Raw genomic sequence first — 21515 nt, 5'->3', positions numbered from 1 at the left:
GGCCCCGGGGCCCACGGCCCCTACCGCGCCGTCACTCCGCACGGGCGGCACCGGCGCACAGCGCCGAGCCGCACGCCCGACAGCCCGCCCGCCGGGCACCGGCGACCCCGGCCCGCAGGGCCCGGGGCCGGAGGGCCGAGGCCGGCGGGCCGGAGGCCCGGGGCACAGCCTCGGCACTCCGCCACCCGGGCCGCCGGGGCAGAGCCCGGCCGCCCAGGCGGCCCCGGTCCGCCGCGCGGTCAGCGGGTCGTCGGCCGGACCACCATCGCCGAGCCGCCGCCCCGGCGGGTCTTCTCCGCAGCCGCGAGCCAGCGGCCGTCCGGGAGGCGCTGGACGCCGGTCGCCGCGCCGATCTCCGGGTTCTGGCGGAAGCCATGGCCCAGGGCCTCCAGTTCCTTGCGCAACGGGCTGTTCCACAGGCCCGGTTCCAGCTCCGTGGTCGCCTGGTTGCGCTGGCTCGCGCGCGGCGCGGCGATCGCGTCGACGAGCGGAAGTCCCCGGTCCAGATGGCCGGTCAGGGTCTGGAGGACGGTGGTGATGATGGTCGCCCCGCCCGGGGAGCCGAGGGCCAGCACCGGCCGGTCCCGCTCGTCGAGGACGATCGTCGGCGCCATCGAGGACCGGGGCCGCTTGCCCGGGCCGGGCAGGTTCGGGTCGTGGACCGCCGGGTCGGCCGGTGCGAAGGAGAAGTCGGTCAGCTCGTTGTTGAGCAGGAAGCCCCGGCCCGGCACGGTGATCCCGCTGCCGCCGGTCTGCTCGATGGTGAGGGTGTAGGCGACGACGTTGCCCCACTTGTCGGCCGTCGTCAGATGGGTGGTGCTCTCCACCGCGTGCGGGGTCGGCACGGCCCGGCCGCCGCTGCGGCAGGCGGCGGGCCTGCGCGGGTCGCCCGGCGCGAGCGGGCTGGTGAGGGCCGCGTCGTCGCGGATCAGGCAGCCCCGGGAGTCGGCGTACCGCTGGGAGAGCAGGCCCCGGGTGGGCACGTCCTCGAAGGCCGGGTCGCCGACCCAGCGGCCCCGGTCGGCGAAGGCGATACGGCTCGCCTCGATGAAGCGGTGGAGGTAGCGGGCCTGGGAGGCGCGCGAGAGGTCGGTCCGCTCCAGGATGTTGAGGGCCTCGCCGACGCTGGTGCCGCCCGAGGAGGAGGGCGCCATGCCGTAGACGTCCAGGCCCCGGTAGGAGACCTTGGTGGGCGCGCGGCGAATCGTTTCGTAGGACCTCAGGTCCTGGCGGCTGAGGTCGCCGGGGCGGACGGTGCGGGTGGCGGACGGGTCGACCGGCGGGCGGCGGACCGTGCGGACGATGTCGTCGGCGATCGGGCCCCGGTAGAGCGCGTCCGCGCCCTTGCGGCCCAGTTCGGCGTAGGTGCGGGCCAGGTCGGGGTTCTTCATCGTGGAGCCGACGACCGGGAGCTTCCCGCCCGGCAGGAAGAGTTCGGCACTGGCCGGGAAGTCCTTGAAGCGGGCCTGGTTGGCCTCCGTCTGCGCGCGGAAGGTGGCGTCCACGGTGAAGCCGCGCGCGGCCAGCCGTTCGGCGGGCTTGAGGAGTTGGCCCAGCGAGCGGGTGCCCCAGGCGTCGAGGGCGGCCTCCCAGGTGGCGGGCGTCCCCGGGGTGCCGACGCCGAGACCCGAGGTGACGGCCTGGTCGAACGGGATCGGCTTGCCGTTCTCCAGGAACAGGGAGGCGTCCGCCGAACGCGGCGCGGTCTCCCGGCCGTCGATGGTGCGCACGCTCCGGGTCCGGGCGTCGTAGTGGACGAAGTAGCCGCCTCCGCCGATGCCCGCCGAGTACGGCTCGGTGACGCCCAGCGCGGCGGCCGTCGCCACGGCCGCGTCCACGGCGTTGCCGCCCCGGCGCAGCACCTCGATGCCGGCGGCGGAGGCGTCGGCGTCGACGCTGGCGACCGCTCCCCCGTACCCGACGGCCACGGGCGACTTCACGGGTGCGGCGGGGGCGCGTTCCTGGCCGGGCGGTGCGGCCGCACCGATCGAGACGACGGCCGCGACGACGGCGGGGACCGTCACCATCCGAACGGCACTACGGCGCATACGTACCTCCAGTGTGCGGGTGTCGGCGCAGCGTAACTTTCGCGACCGCCGCGCGTCAGGACCGCCTCCGCTCGGCACCGGGGACCCGCACCGCCGCCGACGGGATCCGGCGCGCCCGCGAGCATGCGCGCCCATGACGGACGACATACGCAACATCGTGCTCGGTGTGCTGGCCGCGGGGCTCAGCGCCGCGATCGGCTGGACGGCCCGTACCTACCTCTGGCGGCGCCGGCTCCGCCGCAAGCAGGCGTTCTTCGGTATGCCGACGGCCTCCGAGTGCCTGCTGGTCGTCAACCGGGAGGCCGGGCGGGACGGTTCGGTGCACCGTTTCGACGTGTTCGCGCTGCTGGAGCTGTCGGCCCTGGTCAAGGACTGCGGGGCGCACGGGCAGGTCGTCTGGCACGACGCGGCGCGGCAGGGGTTCGGCGAGCGGACGGAGTTCTGCGTGGGCGGTCCGGTCAGCAACCGGCGCACCGCGGCGCACCTCCAGTCGATGCTGCCCGGGGTGAAGGTGAACACGGACGCCGAACCGGGTCCGGAACAGGGCGCGTTCCAGATCGGCGCCGAGCACTACCGGATGGAGCCGGGTGCGGCCGAGTACGTGATCCTGGCGCGGCTGACCGCCGGTCAGGAGGCCCGGCCGGTCTTCCTCTTCTGCGGGCAGCGGGCGATCACCAACCAGGCGGCGACCCGGTATCTCGCGCGGCACCACGAGAAGCTGGCCCGCAAGCACGGGGGCGGCTCGTTCGTGCTGCTGCTGAAGGTGGTCAACTCCCAGGCGTACGGGCCCGATGTGGTCGAGGTCGTGGCCGATGTGACGCGGGCGGCGCAGGCCGCGCTGCCGGGTCCGCGCGCCTCGCAGCGCGCCTCCGCCTGAGCGGGAAAGCCCCGGCCCGAGCGGGAAGGAAAAGGAGCGGCGCCCCCGTCGCACGCGCGGCGACGGGGGCCCGCCCGGCATCGGGCACGGCCCCTACGGTGGAGCTGACCTTCTCCCCGGCCGCGGCGGTCCGGCGTCTCCGTCGGTCCCGCGGCGCGAGAAGTGATCACCGGCTGCCACCGGCCCCTGCCCGGGCAGGGTAGGACGATGCCCCATGAGCTGCTGCCCCCTCCGTCTCCCCTCCGCCGGGGCCGGGGGCGGCCGCACCATCACCACGGGGATGAACGGCACAGCGTAGTCCAGATCCCGGGCGGGAGGCGCGCGGGCGGACCGGGACCCCTCGGACGTGGCATCTGCCGTGCCCTTCAGTGCTTCAGGATCTTGGAGAGGAAGTCCCGCGCCCGGTCGCTCTCCGGGGCGGTGAAGAACGCCTCGGGGGCCCGGTCCTCCAGGATTCTCCCGTCCGCCATGAAGACCACGCGGTTGGCGGCGGACCGGGCGAAGCCCATCTCGTGGGTGACCACGATCATCGTCATCCCCTCCGCGACCAGACTCTGCATCACCTCCAGGACCTCGTTGATCATCTCCGGGTCGAGGGCCGAGGTGGGCTCGTCGAACAGCATCGCCTTGGGGTCCATCGCGAGCGCCCGGGCGATGGCGACGCGCTGCTGCTGCCCGCCGGAGAGCTGGGCGGGGAACTTGCCGGCCTGGTCGGCGAGGCCGACCCGGTCGAGGAGTTCACGGGCCCGCCGCTCGGCGTCCTCCTTCTTCCGGGAGCGGACCTTGACCGGGCCGAGGGCGACATTGGCGAGGACGGTCTTGTGGGCGAAGAGGTTGAACGACTGGAAGACCATGCCCACGTCCGCGCGCAGCCGGGCGAGTTCGCGCCCCTCCGGGGGCAGCGGCTTCCCGTCGATCGCGATGGTGCCGGACTCGATCTGCTCCAGCCCGTTGATCGCCCGGCACAGGGTCGACTTGCCGGAACCGGAGGGGCCGATGACGACGACCACCTCGCCGCGGCCGACGCTGAGGTCGATGTCCCGCAGAACGTGGAGGGAACCGAAGTGCTTGTTGACGTCACGCAGCTCGATCAGCGGATCAACGGCCATACGCTGCCCTGCTCCTGTTCGCTGTGTCGCGGTGATCGCAAACTATCCAGCCGGGAAAGGCACTTCGCCCCGACACGCATAAGTGAGGGATAAACCGTATTGTCGAGCCGTCGTCCCGAGCGGGCGTGCGCGGGAGCGCGCGGGCGGCCCCGGGCCAGGGGGCGGCCGCGGCGGCTCTCAGGCTTCGGCGGCCTCCGCGTAGACCTGGGAGAGTTCCGGCGCGCCGTTGACCGCCCACTCCAGCCCGGCCTCCACGACCCGGATCTCGCGGCCCGAGACGAGCCGCACGACGGGCTGGCCGCCGGGCCAGATGTGCCAGACGGCGCCGGGGACGGTGCGCACGATCACCGTGCCGAGGTAGAGGCCCGCGTCATTGCCCAGCCAGGGCAGTTCCTCCGGGTCGTCCCGCCAGCGGGGCGGCAGCTGGTCCAGGGCGCTCAACGAGGCCGGGGAGTCGTCGAGTTCCAGCCCCGCGTCGGCGGCGCGGGCGCGCAGCAGCTCGCACTCCGAGAGCAGGGAGGCGATCGCCTCGGCCCGCTCCGGGTCGCGGTCCCCCGGTCCGGGGCCGCCGGCGTGCTCGGGCGCCTCGTCGTGGCGCCGCAGCCAATTGTCCAGGAAGGGGATGTTCATACCGACCAGCGTCGCAGACCGGGGGTGGTGCGCACCACAGGGCACGCGCCCCCGATCCGCCCGGGCGGGCCCGGCGCGCTCTACACGTCCAGGTCGACGACGACCGGCGCGTGGTCGGAGGCGCCCTTGCCCTTGCGCTCCTCGCGGTCCACGTACGCGTCCTTCGCGGCGCCGGCGAAGGCGGCGTTGCCGTACACCAGGTCGATGCGCATACCGCGGTTCTTGGGGAAGCAGAGCTGGCGGTAGTCCCAGTACGTGAACGGGTGGGCGTACTTCAGCGGACGCGGGACGACATCGGACAGCCCGCGCTCGCGCAGGGCCTCCAGCGCGGCGCGCTCGGGGGCGGTGACATGGGTCAGGCCCTCGAAGGCGGCGGTGTCCCAGACGTCGTCGTCGGTGGGGGCGATGTTGTAGTCGCCGAGGACGGCGAAGGGCCGCTCCCCCGCCGCGTCCTCGGCGACGGCGGCGGAGAGGGCCTCCAGCCAGCGCAGCTTGTAGCCGTAGTGGTCGTGGGCGACCTCGCGGCCGTTCGGCACATAGACCGACCAGACGCGGACCGGGCCGCAGGTCGCGGAGATCGCCCGGGGCTCCTGGACGCCCTCGTACTCCGGGCCGCCGGGCAGGCCCTTGACGACGTCCGCCAGGCCGACGCGGGAGAGGAGGGCCACGCCGTTCCACCGGCCGGTGGCGTGCACGGCGGACTCGTAGCCCAGCTCGCGCAGGGCGTCCGCCGGGAACTGCTCCTCGGTGCACTTGGTCTCCTGGACGCAGAGCACATCGGTGCCGCTGCTCTCCAGCCAGGCCAGCAGCCTCGGCAGCCGGGCGGTGATCGAGTTGACGTTCCAGGTGGCGATACGCATGCGGCCAAGAGTAACGGCGGGGTCGGACAGAGCCCGGCGGACCGGGACGGGCCGTGCGGGGCCCTCACAGCTCGCGGGCGGCCCCCGGTTCCAGCCGGCCGTGGTCCGCGCCGCCGAGGGCGCCGATCTGGCGGTCGTAGATCGGGCGGGCCAGGTCGGTGAGGAGGGCGTCGTGGATGTCGATCGCGCGCCGGGGCTTCACCTCGCGTACGTAGTCGATCACTTCGGAGATCTTGTTCCACGGCGCGTGCACGGGCAGCAGCAGGGTGTCGACCGGCTGGTCCGGGACGGTGAGCGCGTCGCCGGGGTGGAAGAGCGAACCGTCCACCAGATAGCCGACGTTGGTGACGCGCGGGATGTCCGGATGGATCACCGCGTGCAGCTCGCCGTGGACGCGTACCTCGAAACCGGCCGCCTCGAAGGCGTCCCCGTGCCCGACGGTGTGCACCCGGCCGGGGAAGGCGGGCGCCAGCTGCTCGGCGACGCTGCGCAGGGTCCACAGCCGGGCGTCCGGGTTCGCCTCCAGGGCGGCCCGCAGCCGCCCCTCGTCGAAGTGGTCCGGATGCTCGTGCGTGACCAGCAGGGCGTCCGCCCCGGCGGCCGCGTCCCGCTCGCTGAAGCCGCCCGGGTCGATGACGAGCACGCGTCCGTCCTTCTCCAGCCGGACGCAGGAGTGGGTCTTCTTGACGATCCTCATGTCCCCATCCTGCTACGGGATCGCGCGGAGCGGGCCGCCCGGCCGCGGGACCGGGCGGCGGGCGGCCCCGGCCGCGGGGAGCTACGCGCCGGGGGCGGTCTCCTCCCGGATGACGGCGCGGGCGACCCGGAACGCGGCGTTGGCGGCCGGCACCCCGCAGTACACGGCGGCCTGGACGAAGACCTCGCGGATCTCGGCCGGGGTGAGGCCGTTGCGCAGGGCGGCGCGGGTGTGGAAGGCGAGTTCGTCGAGGTGGCCGCCGGCGAGCAGCGCGGTGAGGGTGACACAGCTGCGGGTGCGTCTGTCGAGCCCTTCGCGGGACCAGACCTCACCCCAGGCGTAGCGGGTGATGAGCTCCTGGAAGTCCCCGGTGAACTCGTCGGCCCCGGCGGTGGCTGCGTCCACGTGGGCGTCGCCGAGCACCTCGCGGCGGATGCGCATGCCCGCGTGGTACGGGTCGGGCCGGCCGCCGGGGTGGACGGCCTGCGGCTGCTCGGGCGCGGCGGGGCCGATCTCGGCGACCGGGGCGACGGGCGCGGAGCCGGCGGGCACGACCGGTGCCGCGTGCTGTACGGGGATGCCCGTGAGGGTGTCGTGGCGGGTGCTGCCGAAGTGGTGGGCGAGGAGGTCGGTGACGGCGGCCGGCTGCTCGACGGGGGCGAGGTGGGCCGCGCCGGGCACCAGGGCGAGCCGGGCGTCCGGGATGCCGGCGACCAGGGTGCGGGCCTCGGCGGGGCCGGTGACCTGGTCCTCGGAGCCGACGACCACCAGGGTCGGCACGCCCAGGCGGGCCAGCTCGGCACGGGCGTCGAAGGCGGCCAGCGCCTCGCACGCGGCGATGTAGCAGCCCGGGTCGGTGGTGCGCACCATCTGGACGGCCCACTCCACGATCGCGGGCTGCGCGGCGGCGAAGGGCCCGGTGAACCACTGCTCGGGGGCGCTGCGGGCGATCGGGTCCAGCCCGTTGGTGCGGACCACGACGCCCCGGCGGCGGAAGTCGTCCGCGGTGCCGAAGCGCGGTGAGGTGCCGACCAGGGCGAGGGTGGTGACCCGGTGGGGGTGGCGCAGGGCGAGGTCGACGCCGATCGCGCCGCCGAGGGAGCAGCCCGCGTAGCCGAAGCGCTGCACCCCGAGGGCGTCCAGGGTGGCGAGGAGGCGGTCGGCCAGCTCGGCGACGGATCCCGCGGGGTGGGCGGGGGCGCCGCCGTGGCCCGGCAGGTCGAAGCGGATCAGGCGCCAGCGGCCCGCGAGCTCGGCGATCTGGCGGTCCCACATGTGCCAGGTGGTGCCCAGCGAGGGGCCCAGGACGAGCACCGGTGCGTCGTCCGGGCCGTCGATCCGGTACTGCAGGGTCTTCGGGGGCGTCTGCGTCTGACTCACGGCGTCCACCGTAGTGACTGGAACCACCCGCTCCGGTCACCGGGGGTGGGCCCTCCACGCCTCGTTCACGGGACGGCCGGGCGGGGACCACGGACGGCGCGCCCGGCGCCCCGGCCGCGAACACGGGGCCCCGCGGCTACGGCATGGCGGGACCGCGGCTACGGCGTGGCGGCGGAGACCACGTAGACCCAGGGCTTGAGCGGTTCGGTCAGGTCGACGGTGATGTCCTGGCGGGGCCGGGGGGCCTTGTTGGTGTGGGTGGTGCCGGCCCAGTCGCGGCCGGGGAGGGCGAAGTTCCAGCCGACCGTGCGGGCGTCCCGCTCGCCGATGGTGACCTTGCCGCCCTTGAGCGCGGCCCGGTCGGTGCCGACGCCCTTGAGGAACTCGTCCAGGCCGTCGGGGGTGGTGCGGAACTGGACGTACAGGCGGCTGGTCCTCCAGTTGCTGGTCTCGTAGTAGCCGACCCGCCAGGAGCCCTCCGGGATCGGCACCTCGAAGACGCGGCGCTTCATCAGGGACGGCCAGCGCTCCCGCAGTCCGTCCGCCGAGGACTCGGCCTCCTTGTCGCGCCCGCTGTCGCGGCTCTGCTCGGCGGAGACCAGCAGGTACCCGGCCGGAATGCCGATCAGGAGCACGATGGTGAGCGCAGTGAGGAAGCGCCGCACCAGCATGCGGCGGCGCCCCTCGGGGGACGGCGGCACCGGGGCCGGCCGGTGGGTCAGCGTGGTCATGACGGGGGTTCCTGGGTCGGTCGGACGGAGCCGGGGTTGCGCAGGGCCTGCGCGTAGCGCTCGTAGCGTTCGTGCCGCTCCACCCGGCGCCGGTTGGCCCGGCGGAAGCGCCGGGCGACCAGCCGGGCGAGGTCGGCCGCTCCGACCATACCGGCCTCGGGGCCGAGCTGTGCCTTGGCGATCCGGGCCTCGGGGCGGTAGCCGCGGCCGGTCAGATGGCGGCGGAAGGCGTCCCGGGCGGGGCCGATCAGCAGGTCGTCGGCGGCGCTGACCCCGCCGCCGATGACGAAGCAGGAGGGGTCCAGGGCGGCGGCCAGGTTGGCGATGCCGACACCGAGCCACTGGCCGATGTCCTGGAGGAGTTCCACGCACATCGCGTCGCCCTCACGGGCGAGTTCGGTGATCAGCGGCCCGGTGATGTCCCGGACGTTGCCGCCGACCCGGTCGATGATGTTGTACGCGACCGGGGAGTCCGCGGCGGCCAGTTCGCGGGCCTCGCGGACCAGGGCGTTGCCGGAGCTGTACTGCTCCCAGCAGCCGCGGTTGCCGCAGGGGCAGCGGTGTCCACCCGGCACCACCTGCATATGACCGAACTCACCCGCGACGCCGTACTTGCCGCGCTTGACCCGGCCGTCCTCCAGGATCGCGCCGCCGATGCCGGTGCCGAGGGTGATCATGACGAGGTGGTCCTCGCCGCGTCCGGCGCCGAAGCGCCACTCGGCCCAGGCGGCGGTGTTGGCGTCGTTGTCGACCAGGACGGGCACCGCGAGGCGGGCGGCGAGGGCGTCGCGCAGGGGCTCGTTGCGCCAGGCCAGGTGGGGGGCGAAGAGGACGTTGGCCCGGTCGGCGTCGACCCAGCCGGCCGCGCCGATGCCGACCGCGTGCACATCGTGCCGGTCGGACAGGTCGAGGACCAGCTCGCAGATGGTGTCCTCGACGACCTTGGGGCTCTTGGACTTGTCCGGGGTCTCGGTGCGGACCTTCTCCAGGATGACGCCGTCCGCGTCGACCACCCCGGCCATCACCTTGGTGCCGCCGATGTCGATCCCCACGGTGGGGACCCGGGGGGCGGAGAGGTGCGAGCGCCGCTCCCGGGTGCCGACGGTCCGCAGGACCGTGGCGCGGGCTGCGCCTCGCTGGGTGAAGTCGCGGTACGTGCTCACGTCGTCCCTGCGGGTGGTGGGGGGCCGGGTCCGGTGGGCCGGGGCGGACGGTGCCCGCCGCTGACGATGCTAGGCCCTGGGCCGTGGTGCGGCGGGCCCGGTCCGGGGCCGCCGCACCACGGCACTCACCCCTTGGCCGCGTCCGGGCCGCCGAGATGGGCCGGGGCGGGGGCGCGCTCCAGCTCGTGGCGCAGGTCCTCCAGCTCGCTGCCGCCCGCCATCTGCCGGGTCAGCTCGTCCAGCGTCACCGTCTCCCGCGTGTGGCTCGCCGCCATCACACCCCGCTTGAGCAGCACGAACCGGTCGCCGACGAGATAGGCGTGGTGCGGGTTGTGGGTGATCAGGACCACGCCGAGCCCGGCGTCCCGGGCGGCGGCCACGTACTTGAGGACCACCCCGGACTGCTTGACGCCCAGGGCGGCCGTGGGCTCGTCGAGGACCAGCACCTTCGCGCCGAAGTGGACGGCCCGGGCGATGGCCACGCACTGGCGCTCGCCGCCGGAGAGGGTGCCGATGGGCTGGTCCACGTCCCGCAGGTCGATGCCCATGCGCAGCAGCTCGGCGCGGGTGGTGGCGCGCATGGTGTCCACGTCCAGGCGCCGGAAGGGGCCCTTGCCCCTGGTCGGCTCGGAGCCGAGGAAGAAGTTCCGCCACACCGGCATCAGGGGCACCACGGCCAGGTCCTGGTAGACGGTGGCGATCCCCCGGTTCAGCGCCTCGCGCGGGTTGCCGAGGGAGACCTCCTCGCCCTCGATCCGGAAGCTGCCCGCGTCGTGCCGGTGCAGCCCCGCGATGATCTTGATGAGGGTGGACTTGCCCGCGCCGTTGTCGCCGAGGACGCAGGTGATCCCGCCCGCCGAGACGGAGAGGGAGACGCCCTCCAGGGCGCGGATGTTGCCGTAGTACTTGCTGACGTCGTCCAGTTCGACCAGGGGGGCGGCGGGGGCCGTGCCGGTCGTGCCCTCGCCCGTCGGCTTGCCCTCGCCCGTCGACTTGTCCCCGCCCGGCGCCTTGTTCTCGTCGCTCGTCATCGTGTCGCCTCCGCCCGCTTGCGGACCCATGCGTTGAGCAGGGTGGCCAGCAGCAGCATCGCTCCCAGGAAGAACTTGAACCACTCCGGGTCCCACTCCGCGTAGACGATGCCCTTGCTCGTCATGCCGAAGATGAACGCGCCGACGGCCGCGCCGATCGCGGAGCCGTAGCCGCCGGTGATCAGGCAGCCGCCGATGACCGCCGCGACGATGTAGATCAGCTCGTTGCCGACGCCCTCGCCGGACTGCACCACGTCGTAGGAGAACAGCAGGTGCTGCCCGGAGATCCAGGCGCCGAAGGCGACGCCCATATAGAGGAGGATCTTGGTCCGGCCGACCGGGACGCCGACCGCGCGTGCCGCGTCCGCGCCGCCGCCGACCGCGAAGATCCAGTTGCCGAAGCGGGTGCGCAGCAGGATCCAGGTGGCGACGGCGATCAGCACGGCCCACCACAGAATGGTGGACTTCACCGTCGCGCCGAACAGGGGCGTCTCGGCGAACACCGTGCGGGCGGAGTCGAAGCCCTCCATGTCGGCGATCGACTTGGTGGAGACCGTGCCGCTGATCAGCTTGGTGAAGCCCAGGTTGAGACCGGTCAGCATCAGGAAGGTGCCGAGCGTGATGATGAAGCTGGGCAGCTTGGTGCGGGTGAGCATGAAGCCGTTGAACACGCCGATGGCGAGGGTGACCAGCAGCGAGACGCCCGCGCCGACCCACACGTTCGCGGTCATCTGGTAGCTGAACATCGAGGAGACCAGCGCGGAGCTGGTCACCAGCACACCGGCCGAGAGGTCGAACTCGCCGCCGATCATCAGCAGCGCCACCGGCACGGCCATCACACCGAGCGTGGAGGCCGCGTAGAGGACGGTGTTCAGGCTGGACGGCTGGAGGAAGGAGTCGGCGACCAGGGAGAAGAAGACGAACACGGCGACGGCGCCGACGATCGAGCCCAGCTCGGGGCGGCCCATCAGGCGGCGGAGCAGCGAGGTGCGCAGCAGCCGCTCGTCGCCCGCGCCGGGGCCGCCGCCGGGTCCGTCGCCGGGCGCGGACGCCTGGCCGGGGGTGCTGCCGGGTGCCTTGCCGGGGGTTCCGGACGGGCCGGGGGTGGCGGGGGTCGCCGGGGAGGCTGCCTCGCTCATCGGGTCCCCCGGTCCGTGTACTCCTTGAGCGCGCCCGCGTCCTTCTCGGTGATGATCTGCGGCCCGGTGAGGACGGGCAGGCCCCCGCCGAGGACGTCCGCGTTGTACTTGTAGAGCCACAGCAGGTCGACGGCCTCGTAGCCCTGGAGGTAGGGCTGCTGGTCGACGGCGAAGCCGAGGGTCTTGTCCGCGAGACCGGCCGCGACCTTGGCGTTCAGGTCGAAGGTGTCGACCTCGGCCTTGGACCCGGCGGTCTTCTTCGCCTGCACGGCCGCGTCGGCGAAGGGGGCGCCGAGGGTGACCACCGCGTCGATGGACTTGTCGGTCTGGAGCTTGGCCTCGATGGACGCCTGGACGTCGGGCATGTTGGTGCCGTCGACGTACAGGTTCTGCATGTCCCCGCCGAAGGTCTTGGCGGCCCCGGCGCAGCGCTGTTCGTGGCCGACGTTGCCCTGCTCGTGCAGGACGCAGAGGGCCTTCTTGCGGCCCCGGTCGTTCAGCTCCTCGCCGACGGCCTCGCCGGCCACGGACTCGTCCTGGCCGATGTGGGTGAGGGCGCCGAAGCTCTTGGACTGCTCGGAGCCGGAGTTCACCGTGACCACGGGGATGCCCGCCTTGACCGCCTTGGCGACGACGCCCTTCATGGCGTCGGGCTTGGCGAGGGTGACGATCAGCGCGTCGACCTTCTTGGCGATGTAGGAGTCGACGAGCTGGGCCTGCTGCTGGCCCTCGTCGCTGTGCGCGTAGAGGAAGTTGATGTTGTCCTTGGCGGCCGCCTCCTTGGCGCCGCGCTGGACGATGTCCCAGAAGGTGTCGCCGTCCCCGGAGTGGGTGACCATCGCGAAGGTCCAGCGCGGGGTGGTGACCGCGGCCTTGCCCCGGGCGTTCTCCGCGGCCTTGCGCGCGTCCTCGGCGCGCTTGCCGCCGGTGCTGCTGCATCCGGCGAGCCCGGCCGCGAGCACCACCGCCAGCAGCGCGCCCAGTGCGCGTACACCTGTTCCTGCCCGTCCCACGAAGGCGTGCCCTTCTCGCTGTGCCGTCCGGCCCGCACGGTCTGTCCGGTCCGGCCGGGAGGCGGCGGTTCGGGTCCTCGGACGCGAACCGGACCCCTGCCCGGCCGCCCAAGTATCCGTCACGGCCTCCGTCCGGGCAGGTGGCGGGGTGGGGCGGACACGTGGGACAGGGGTCGGGGCGGGGGTCGGGCCGGGGGTTCTGCCGCGGCTTCGCCGGGGGAATCGCATGGGTGTGTCCGCCTCCTGTCCCGGGCCGCCGGGTTGCGGCTGGGAGCGTTTCTACGGCGGGGGCGCGGGGGCGTCAAGGGTTTGTCCGAACATTCTGACCGGGCGGGGCCCCGAGGGTGGGGATCTCCGGCTCGGGTGGGCCGGAGACAGCTCAGGTGTCGAGCGCGTGTCCGGTCGTCGCGTCCACATGGTCCGGGATCTCGTCGTGGCGGTCGCCCACGGTCGGTGTCCCGGTGGGCTCGAACATGAGGATCGCGGCGCCGGACGGGGCGTACGGCCGGTGCTCCGTACCGCGCGGGACGGTGAAGACGGAGCCCCGGGGGAGCAGGACCGTGCGCTCACCGCCGGGCTCGCGCAGGGAGATGGACAGCTCGCCGTCGAGGACCAGGAAGAACTCGTCGGTGTCGTCGTGGACGTGCCAGATGTGTTCGCCCTCCACCTTGGCGAGGCGGACGTCGTAGTCGTTGACGCGGGTGACGATGCGGGGGCTCCACAGGGCGTCGAAGGAGGCCAGGGCCGTGGCGAGGGAGATCGGTTCATTGCTCACGGGCTCATCCTGGGCCGTTCCGCACGGCAGGCGGGAGTGCTAGGAATCGCATATGGCGAAAGAATCCTCGCAGGCGCGTCCGGTCGCGGGCGCGGCCGCGGGCCTACACCGGGTCGTCGTGATCGTGGACGAGAACTCCAACCCCTTCGAGCTGGGCTGCGCGACCGAGATCTTCGGCCTGCGCCGGCCGGAGCTCGGTCGTGACCTCTACGACTTCCGGCTCTGCTCCCCCGAGCCCCGAACCCTGATGCGGGACGGGTTCTTCACGCTCACGGGGGTCGCGGGCCTGGAGGCGGCCGAGGCGGCGGACACCCTGATCGTCCCCAACCGCCCGGACACCGAGGTGCCCCGCCGCCCGGCCGTGCTCGACGCCGTCCGCCGGGCGCACGCCCGGGGGGCGCGCCTGATCGGCTTCTGCAGCGGCGCCTTCACCCTGGCCGAGGCCGGCGTCCTCGACGGCCGCCGGGCCACCGCGCACTGGCAGTGGGCGGACTCCTTCCGGGCCCGCTTCCCCGCCGTCGACCTCGCGGCGGACGTGCTGTTCGTGGACGACGGCGACATCCTCACCGCGGCGGGCAGCGCGGCCGCCCTCGACCTCGGGCTGCATGTGGTCCGGCGCGACCACGGCGCGGAGATCGCGGGTTCCGTCAGCCGCCGCCTGGTCTTCGCCGCGCACCGGGACGGCGGGCAGCGGCAGTTCGTGGAACGCCCGGTGCCCGACCTGCCGGACGAGTCCCTGGCACCGGTCCTGGCCTGGGCCCAGGAGCGCCTGGACGCCCCCCTCACCGTCGCCGTCCTCGCGGCCCGCGCGGCGGTCAGCCCGGCCACCCTCCACCGCCGCTTCCGCGCACAGCTCGGCACCACACCGCTGACCTGGCTCACCGGCGAACGCCTCGCCCTGGCCTGCCGGTTGATCGAACGCGGCGAACACCGCCTCGACGTGGTCGCCCACCGCAGCGGCATCGGCACCGCCGCCCATCTGCGCACGCTGATGCGCCGCGAGACGGGCATCTCCCCGTCGACGTACCGGGCGCGGTTCGGGCCCCGGGCGGGGTGACGGGGGCGGCAGCCGGCGGGGGCGGGAACCGTGCACGGCGGGTCCGGCGCAAGGGCGGCAGCCGGCGGGGCCGGCCCGTCCGGAAGCAGCTGACCCTGGACCGGCCCGCGGCCCGGCCGGGGACGTCACGGGCGGACGAGGAGCTGGAACTCGAAGGCGTACCGCGTCGCGCGGTAGACGTGCGCGCCGTACTCGACCGCGCGCCCGGTGTCGTCGAAGGTCGTGCGTGCCATGGTGAGCAGCGGCGCGCCCGGGCGTTCGCCGAGGAGTTCCGCCTCCGGGCCCTCGGCCGCGCGCGCGCCGACCGTCTGGCGGGCGCTGTGCAGGGTGATGCCCGCGCCGCGCATCATCCGGTACAGGCCGGTCGCCTCCAGCCGCTCGGTGCCACAGTCCAGCAGCTGCGCCGGGAGGTGGTTGCGCAGCCGGGCCATGGGCTCCCCGTGGGCGTAGCGCAGCCGCTCGATACGGCGGACCTCGCTGCCCTCGGCGATGCCGAGCGCGGCGGCGACCTCGGCGTCCGCGGGCTCCACGGCGTTGACCAGGACGGTGGTGGCCGGGCGCTGGCCGGCGGCCTCCAGGTCGTCGTAGAGGCTGCTCAGCTCCAGCGGGCGCCGGACCTGGCTGTGCACCACCTGGGTGCCCACACCTCTGCGCCGCACGAGCAGGCCCTTGTCGACCAGGGACTGGATGGCCTGGCGGACGGTGGGACGGGACAGCCCGAGACGCCCGGCCAGCTCGATCTCGTTGCCGAGAAGGCTGCCGGGAGTGAGGGTGCCGCGCTCGATGGCCGATTCCAGCTGCTGGGCGAGCTGGAAGTACAGCGGGACCGGGCTGGTGCGGTCGACGCCGAGGTGGAGCTCCGGCGGCTCCAGGCGCTCCGGGCGCTCCGGGGGCACGTCCTTCTCTCGTCTGGGCTGCTTGGACACGAAGGGGAGCGTAGCCCCACGCCATGTTGACGGGAAGTCGTGAGGTTCGGTTGTCAGGACAAAGTCTTGACACCGTGGCGGGCCGACCTCCACCTTTGGGGCCATGCGCATCGGACTGATCGGGACCGGCCGTATCGGCAGCTTCCACGCGGGCATCCTGAGCCGCCACCGCGAGGTGGGATCCCTGGTCGTGGCGGACACTGACGCGGCACGGGCTGTACGGACCGCCGAACGCTACGGGGCCACCGCCGCCCCGAGCGCGAACGAGATCTTCACCTGGGGCGTGGACGCGGTGGTGATCGCCTCGGCGACCTCCGCGCACGCCGAGCTCATCGGCCGCGCCGCCCGCGCCGGGCTGCCGGCCTTCTGCGAGAAGCCCATCGCCCTGGACCTGGCGGGCACCCTCGCCGCCCTCCGGGACGTGGACGAGGCGGGCACGGTCCTCCAGCTCGGCTTCATGCGCCGCTTCGACGCGGGGTACACGGCCGCCCGGGAGCTGGTCCGCTCCGGACGCCTCGGCCGGCTGCACACCGTCCGCGCGATCACCTCGGACCCCGCTCCCCCGCCGGCCGACTACCTGCCGCTGTCCGGCGGGCTGTTCCGGGACTGCCTGGTGCACGACTTCGACATCCTGCGCTGGGTGACGGGCCGCGAGATCACCGAGGTGTACGCGACCGGCTCGGACGGCGGCGACCCGATGTTCCGCGAGGCGGGCGACGTGGACACCGCCGCCGCCGTCCTGACCCTGGACGACGGCACCCTCGCCACCGCCACCGCCACCCGGTGCAACGGCGCGGGCTACGACGTGCGCATGGAGCTGGCCGGCGAGCTGGACCAGGTCTCCGTGGGCCTGGACGACCGCACCCCGATCAGCTCCACCGAGCCCAAGGGCATCCCCCCGGTCGACAACCCCTGGCCGGGCTTCATGGAACGCTTCGCCCCGGCGTACGAGGCCGAGCTGGACGCCTTCGTCCGCCTGATCACGGGCGAGGCGGAGAACCCGTGCGACGGCCGCGAGGCGCTGACCGCACTGCGCGTCGCGGAAGCCTGCGAGCTCTCCCGCCGCGAACGCCGCCCGGTCCGGCTGGCGGAGATCCCCTCGGAGTAGCCGCCCCCGGCCGCCCCCGGCCGCCCCGGCTGTCGGGGCCGTCGGGGCCGGACCGGGCGGCCGGCTCACCAGCGCACCGGGAGGCGTTCCACGCCGCGGATCAGCATGCCGCCGCGCCAGGTGAGGGCGGCCGGGTGGGCGTCGAGGCGCAGCTCGGGGCAGCGGGTGAGCAGGGTGGTGATCGCGACACGGGCCTCCAGCCGGGCCAGGGGTGCGCCCAGGCAGTAGTGGAGGCCGTGGCCGAAGGCGAGGTGGCCGCGGGTGTCGCGGCGGATGTCGAAGCGGGACGGGTCCGGGAAGCGGGCGGGGTCGCGGTTGGCGTCGGCGAGGGCGATCAGGAGGAGTTGGCCGCCGCCGGGGACGGTTGTGCCGCCGACCTCGTAGGGGGTGGTGGTGAAGCGGTAGGTGGGCGTCTCGACGGGCCCGTCCCAGCGGAGCATCTCCTCCACCGCGCCGTCGATCAGCGCCGGATCGGCGCGCAGGGCCCCGAGTTGGTCGGGGTGGGTGAGCAGGGCGAGGACGCCGTTGCCGATGAGGTTGACGGTGGTCTCGTGGCCCGCGACCAGGAGCAGCCAGGCCATGCCCATGAGTTCGCCCGGGGTGAGGCGGTCGCCGTCACCGTCCTCGCCGTCTCCCTCGGCGTCCTCGGCGTCCGGGCCGGCGGAGGCGTGGATCAGGGCGCTCATCAGGTCGTCGCCGGGGCGGTCGCGCTTCTCCGCGAGGAGCCCGGCGAGGTACTGCGTCAACTGGGCCGCGGCGGACTCGCGTTCGGCCCGGTCCGGGGAGGAGAGCGCGGTGCCCGACCAGGCGCGGAAGGAGTCCCGGGCGAGGAAGGGGACGCCGAGCAGCTCGCAGATGACGGTGATCGGGAGGGGGAACGCGAAGGCGTCCACCAGGTCCGCGCGGCCCTGCGGCACCATCCGGTCCAGCAGTTCGTCGGTGATCTCCTGGACGCGGGGCGCCAGGCGTTCCACCCGGCGCATGGTGAACTCCCGTGCCACCAGCTTCCGCAGCCGGGTGTGCAGGGGCGGGTCGGCGCTGAGCATGGTGATGCCGGAGGACAACTGGCGGGTGCCCAGGTCGGGGGCGGCGTTGCGCCACTCCTTGGAGAGCGAGGGGTCCGCGAGCGCGGCGCGCCCCGCCTCGTGTCCGACGACGAGCCAGGCGTTGTGGCCCTCGGGGAGGCGGACGCGGTGGACGGGGCCCCGGGCGCGCAGGGCCTCGTACACGGGGTACGGGTCGCGGGTGAAGTCCTCGCCGAGGGCGGCGAGGTCGACGAGTGGGGCGTCGGTTCCGGTGGGGTCGGTCGTGTCGGTCGTGTCGGTGGTCACGGTGGTCCCTTCCGTTCGTCACGTCACGTCGTACCGGTGGTGGGGAAGCGGGGCAGGTGCCCCGGGCGCGGGGGCGGGGCACCTACCAGCGCGCCGGGAGGCGGCGGACGCCCCGGATCAGCAGCCCGGGCATCCAGTCGTAGGGCGCGTCCGGCTCGTCCAGGGCGAGGTCCGGGCAGCGGTCGAGGAGGGCGCGCAGGGCGATCCGGGCCTCCAGCCGGGCCAGGGGCGCGCCCAGGCAGAAGTGGAGGCCGTGGCCGAAGGCGAGGTGACCGCGGGTGTCGCGGCGGATGTCGAAGCGGGACGGGTCCGGGAAGCGCTCCGGGTCCCGGTCGGCGCCGGCCAGCCCGACGAGGACGACCTCGCCGGCCGGGACGGTCGTCTCCCCCGACCCGTCCCCGTACGCGACGGGTTCGGCGGTGAAGCGGACGGTGGCGTTCTCCACCGGTCCGTCCCAGCGCAGGGTCTCCTCGATCACGCCGTCGATCAGCGCCGGATCGGCGCGCACGGCGGCGAGTTGGTCGGGGTGGGTGAGCAGGGCGCGGACGGCGTTGCCGATGAGGTTGACGGTGGTCTCGTGCCCGGCGATGAGCAGCAGATAGGCGAGGGCGCTCAGTTCGGGCACGGTGAGCGCGTCGGCGTCCGCGTCGGAGTCGGAGTCGTCGGAGCCGTCCGGGCCTGCGGGGCCGTCGCCCGGGAGGGTTCGCAGCAGCGCCGAGATCAGGTCGTCGTCCGGGGCATCCGGGGCGTCCGAGGACCCGGCGCGGCGCGCGGCCTCGCGCTTGGCCTCGATCAGCTCGTCCAGGTAGTCGCGCAGCCGGTACACCGCCTCCCGCTCGCTCTCCGCGGAGACCGGCGCGACGATCGCGTTCGACCAGGTGCGGAAGTCGTCGCGGTCGGCGGCCGGGATGCCGAGGAGTTCGCAGATGACGACGATCGGCAGCGGGAAGGCGAAGGACTCCACCAGGTCGGCCCGGCCCGTCGCCGGCAGCGCGTCCAGCAGGCCGCCGGTGATCTCCCGCACCCGGGGTGCCAGGCGTTCCACCCGGCGCATGGTGAACCCGCGGGCGACCAGCCTGCGCAGCCGGGTGTGGCGGGGCGGGTCGAGGCCCAGCAGATTGGGGCCGATGACCTCCTCGTCGAGCATCGTCGTGCCCACCGTGGCCGGTGACTTGGACAGCCGGGGGTCGGCGAGCGCGGCCCGCGCCTCCTCGTGGCCCACGACCAGCCAGAAGCGGCCGCCGTCCGTGCCGCGCACCTCGTGCACCGGGCCGCGTTCGCGCAGCCGCGCGTACCAGGGGTACGGATCGGCGGTGAACCCGGGCCCGAACGAGGCGAGATCGACGACGGTCATCGTCCGACCCTACGGACCGGGCGGGTCCCCGTCATCGTCCGCGAGTCCCGCGTCGTGGACGAGGAGCGCGATCTGGACACGGTTGTTGAGGCCCAACTTGGCCAGAATCCGCGAGACATGGGTCTTGACCGTCGGCACGCTCATATACAGATCCGACGCGATCTCGGCGTTGGAACGGCCCCGGCCGACCGCGACGGCGACCTCCCGCTCGCGTTCGGCGAGGGCGTCGAGCCGGCGGGCAGCGGCCGGGCGGCGGGTGTCCTCGGCGCTGCCCGCCGCGTGGGCCATCAGCTGGCGGGTGACGGCGGGCGACAGGACGGGGTCGCCCGCGGCGACCCGGCGGACGGCGGCGACGATCTCGGCGGGCGGGGTGTCCTTGAGGACGAACCCGGCCGCGCCGGCCCGCATGGCGCGCAGCACCTGCTCGTCGGCGTGGAAGGTGGTCAGCACGACGACCTGGGGCGCGCCGGGCCGGGCGCGCAGCGCCTCGGTGGCGGTCAGGCCGTCCGTCACGGGCATCCGGATGTCCATGAGGACGACATCGGGGGCGAGCCGGTCGACCAGGTCGGGCACTTCGGAGCCGTCCGCCGCCTCCCCCACGATCTCGATGTCCTCGGCGCCGCCGAGCATGAGGGAGAGCCCGGCGCGGACGAGGGGGTCGTCGTCGACGACGATCAGGCGGATGGTCATGTGGGCCACGGTAGCCAGGCGGAGACCCGGAACCCACCGTCGCGGGTCCTGCCGTGCTCCAGGCGCCCGCCCGCGAGGACGGCCCGCTCGGTGAGGCCGATCAGGCCCTGGCCGGAGCCGGGGACGCGGGGGACGTCGCCGCGCGGCGGCGGGTTGAGCACCTCCACGGTCAGTCCGTCGCCGGGGCGTCCGCGGAGGGTGACCCGGGCCTCGGCGCCGGGGGCGTGCTTGCGGGCGTTGGTCAGGCCCTCCTGGGCGATCCGGTACACGGTCCGGCCGGTGGCGGCGGGGACGGCGGAGGGGTCGTCGATGGTGTTGTCCAGCTCGACGGTCATCCCGGCCTCCCGGGACTCGGCGACCAGCGCGTCCAGGGTGGCGAGGGTGGGCTGGGGCCGGTCGGCGGCGCCCTCGCCCTCACCGGGGGCGCGGAGGACGCCGATGATCTCGCGCAGGTCCTGGAGGGCCTCGTGGGCGCTGTCCCGGATGACGCCGGCGGCGCGGGCGACCTCGGCGGGCGGGGCGTCCGGCCGGAACTCCAGGGCCCCGGCGTGCACGGAGAGCAGGGTGAGGCGGTGGGCGAGGACGTCGTGCATCTCTCGGGCGATGGCCTCCCGGGCGAGCCTCTGGGCCTGCTCGGCGCGGAGGACGGCCTCCGCCTCGGCCCGGCGGGCGCGCTCGCGCAGGGCGACGTAGAGCTGCCGGCGGGAGCGGACGAGCATGCCCCAGCCGACCACCAGCAGGACGAGGACGAGCCCGGCGATGACGCTGACCAGGTACGTGGTCGACGGTTCCGGGCGGATCAGGGGCTGGACCACGGCCGTGAGCAGGGCGAGGGCGCCGACGGCGGCGACCGGCCGGAAGGGGCGGTGCACGGCCAGGCTGAACAGGCTGAGCATGGCGGCCCCGCCCGCGACGGGCGAGACGGTGCTGACGACCAGCAGCACCAGCGCGAGCCCCACCGGCCAGCGCCGCCGCACCCACAGCGCGCAGCAGGCGGCGGCACCGAGGAGCTGGTCCACGAGGACGACGACCTCGGCGTTGCCGGCCTCCTGGGACGCCTCACCGGCGGCCACCCCGATGGCGGCCGCGAGCAGGAAGACGAGGGTGTCCACGACCCAGTCGCGCAGGGTCCGTCGCGGCCGCGCCCCCCGGCGCCCGCCGGGCCCGTCCTCGGCGTCGGGGTCAGGGGTCTCGGCCATGGCGGAGGGCAGCAGCCATGGGTACTCCGTGCGCGTCATGTCGACAAAGCTAGGCGCCCCGGAGCCGGGCGCGGGGCCACCGGGCCGGATGTGCTACCGAAGTCGCGCGGTCTCAGACTTTCGCCCCCCCTTCCGCACCCGACGACCGACGCGCGGGGGCGCCCGCGCGGGCCACGCTCGCCCCATGAAGAAGATCCTCAGCGCCGCGGGCTGCCTCCTGTTCGTCTTCGGCGCGGCGGGCGTGGTCCACGAGTTCGCCGACTGGTTCCGCCTCTGGGGCCTCGTCCACCGCCTCCCGTTCCTCGACGGCTACGAACTCTTCGCGAGCATCGTCCTCACGGTCACGGGCGCGACGATCATGGTGGCGGCGGACCGGTTGCGGGAGTAGGGGCGGGGG

General features: G+C 74.2%; 21 protein-coding genes. 4 read left to right on the top strand and 17 right to left on the bottom strand.

Translation table 11 applies throughout. The features are described from left to right. Positions 1-239: 239 nt before the first annotated feature. A complete protein-coding gene (ggt, locus tag ABZ457_RS09720) occupies positions 240-2048 on the bottom strand; it encodes a gamma-glutamyltransferase (protein WP_359155789.1) in 1809 nt (602 codons plus the stop codon). Between the two features lie 133 nt (positions 2049-2181). Between ggt and ABZ457_RS09715 the strand changes: the two genes are divergently transcribed. After that, positions 2182-2925 carry a hypothetical protein gene (locus ABZ457_RS09715; RefSeq protein ID WP_359155787.1) on the top strand — a complete coding sequence of 248 codons (744 nt, stop codon included), beginning with the start codon at positions 2182-2184 and terminating at the stop codon, positions 2923-2925. 365 nt (positions 2926-3290) lie between these two features. Here the strand turns inward: ABZ457_RS09715 and ABZ457_RS09710 are convergent, their stop codons facing one another. From ABZ457_RS09710 to ABZ457_RS09660, 11 genes are all read right to left on the bottom strand, one after another. After that, positions 3291-4034, bottom strand: a complete 744-nt coding sequence (locus tag ABZ457_RS09710; RefSeq protein ID WP_359155785.1) for an amino acid ABC transporter ATP-binding protein — start codon at positions 4032-4034, stop codon at positions 3291-3293. 177 nt (positions 4035-4211) lie between these two features. Further along, positions 4212-4664: a DUF6278 family protein gene (locus ABZ457_RS09705; RefSeq protein ID WP_359155783.1), complete on the bottom strand. Its 453-nt coding sequence runs from the start codon at positions 4662-4664 to the stop codon at positions 4212-4214. Between the two features lie 80 nt (positions 4665-4744). Then, positions 4745-5524, bottom strand: a complete 780-nt coding sequence (locus tag ABZ457_RS09700; protein WP_359155781.1) for an exodeoxyribonuclease III — start codon at positions 5522-5524, stop codon at positions 4745-4747. 64 nt (positions 5525-5588) lie between these two features. After that, a complete protein-coding gene (locus ABZ457_RS09695; protein ID WP_359155779.1) occupies positions 5589-6221 on the bottom strand; it encodes an MBL fold metallo-hydrolase in 633 nt (210 codons plus the stop codon). 81 nt (positions 6222-6302) lie between these two features. Beyond that, a complete protein-coding gene (gene pcaC, locus ABZ457_RS09690) occupies positions 6303-7610 on the bottom strand; it encodes a 4-carboxymuconolactone decarboxylase (RefSeq protein WP_359155777.1) in 1308 nt (435 codons plus the stop codon). 149 nt (positions 7611-7759) lie between these two features. Then, complete coding sequence (locus ABZ457_RS09685) at positions 7760-8332, bottom strand: hypothetical protein (protein ID WP_359155775.1); 573 nt, start codon at positions 8330-8332, stop codon at positions 7760-7762. Next, a complete protein-coding gene (locus tag ABZ457_RS09680; RefSeq protein ID WP_359155773.1) occupies positions 8329-9495 on the bottom strand; it encodes an ROK family glucokinase in 1167 nt (388 codons plus the stop codon). Before ABZ457_RS09680 ends, ABZ457_RS09685 begins: the two co-directional genes overlap by 4 nt. 125 nt (positions 9496-9620) lie before the next feature. Beyond that, positions 9621-10556, bottom strand: coding sequence for an ATP-binding cassette domain-containing protein (locus ABZ457_RS09675; protein WP_359155771.1), 936 nt, complete (start codon positions 10554-10556; stop codon positions 9621-9623). Continuing rightward, positions 10523-11665, bottom strand: coding sequence for an ABC transporter permease (locus ABZ457_RS09670; RefSeq protein WP_359155769.1), 1143 nt, complete (start codon positions 11663-11665; stop codon positions 10523-10525). The genes ABZ457_RS09675 and ABZ457_RS09670 overlap by 34 nt, the downstream gene beginning before the upstream one ends. Continuing rightward, positions 11662-12678: a sugar ABC transporter substrate-binding protein gene (locus tag ABZ457_RS09665; RefSeq protein WP_359155767.1), complete on the bottom strand. Its 1017-nt coding sequence runs from the start codon at positions 12676-12678 to the stop codon at positions 11662-11664. The genes ABZ457_RS09670 and ABZ457_RS09665 overlap by 4 nt, the downstream gene beginning before the upstream one ends. Before the next feature lie 379 nt (positions 12679-13057). Then, positions 13058-13453, bottom strand: coding sequence for a cupin domain-containing protein (locus ABZ457_RS09660; RefSeq protein ID WP_359155765.1), 396 nt, complete (start codon positions 13451-13453; stop codon positions 13058-13060). Between the two features lie 52 nt (positions 13454-13505). Here ABZ457_RS09660 and ABZ457_RS09655 point away from each other — a divergent pair, with 52 nt between their 5' ends. Then, positions 13506-14510 (top strand): helix-turn-helix domain-containing protein, encoded by a 1005-nt coding sequence (locus tag ABZ457_RS09655; RefSeq protein WP_359155763.1) that lies wholly within the window; start codon positions 13506-13508, stop codon positions 14508-14510. A gap of 125 nt (positions 14511-14635) precedes the next feature. On the opposite strand, the gene ABZ457_RS09650 is transcribed toward ABZ457_RS09655, so the two are convergent. Further along, positions 14636-15406, bottom strand: a complete 771-nt coding sequence (locus tag ABZ457_RS09650; RefSeq protein ID WP_359155858.1) for a GntR family transcriptional regulator — start codon at positions 15404-15406, stop codon at positions 14636-14638. Between the two features lie 133 nt (positions 15407-15539). Between ABZ457_RS09650 and ABZ457_RS09645 the strand changes: the two genes are divergently transcribed. Continuing rightward, the gene (locus ABZ457_RS09645) at positions 15540-16544 is read left to right on the top strand and encodes a Gfo/Idh/MocA family oxidoreductase (protein ID WP_359155761.1); all 1005 of its coding nucleotides are present in this window, start codon (positions 15540-15542) and stop codon (positions 16542-16544) included. A 65-nt stretch (positions 16545-16609) separates the two neighbouring features. Here the strand turns inward: ABZ457_RS09645 and ABZ457_RS09640 are convergent, their stop codons facing one another. The 4 genes from ABZ457_RS09640 to ABZ457_RS09625 form a co-directional block, all read right to left on the bottom strand. Next, positions 16610-17875, bottom strand: coding sequence for a cytochrome P450 (locus ABZ457_RS09640; RefSeq protein WP_359155759.1), 1266 nt, complete (start codon positions 17873-17875; stop codon positions 16610-16612). An 82-nt stretch (positions 17876-17957) separates the two neighbouring features. Then, positions 17958-19229: a cytochrome P450 gene (locus ABZ457_RS09635; RefSeq protein WP_359155757.1), complete on the bottom strand. Its 1272-nt coding sequence runs from the start codon at positions 19227-19229 to the stop codon at positions 17958-17960. Between the two features lie 9 nt (positions 19230-19238). Further along, positions 19239-19919 carry a response regulator transcription factor gene (locus tag ABZ457_RS09630; RefSeq protein WP_359155755.1) on the bottom strand — a complete coding sequence of 227 codons (681 nt, stop codon included), beginning with the start codon at positions 19917-19919 and terminating at the stop codon, positions 19239-19241. Next, entirely contained in the window at positions 19916-21157 is a 1242-nt protein-coding gene (locus tag ABZ457_RS09625) for a histidine kinase (protein WP_359155753.1), read from the bottom strand. The genes ABZ457_RS09630 and ABZ457_RS09625 overlap by 4 nt, the downstream gene beginning before the upstream one ends. 145 nt (positions 21158-21302) lie before the next feature. On the opposite strand from ABZ457_RS09625, the gene ABZ457_RS09620 reads away from it, so the two are divergent. Further along, positions 21303-21506 (top strand): hypothetical protein, encoded by a 204-nt coding sequence (locus tag ABZ457_RS09620; protein WP_359155751.1) that lies wholly within the window; start codon positions 21303-21305, stop codon positions 21504-21506. Positions 21507-21515 lie beyond the last annotated feature (9 nt).

The sequence above is a fragment of the Streptomyces sp. NPDC005805 genome (assembly GCF_040630445.1).
In the GTDB taxonomy this organism is placed as follows: Bacteria; Actinomycetota; Actinomycetes; order Streptomycetales; family Streptomycetaceae; genus Streptomyces.
The sequence above is the reverse complement of the archived record's forward strand: the minus strand, read 5'-3'. Positions and strand labels throughout refer to the sequence as shown.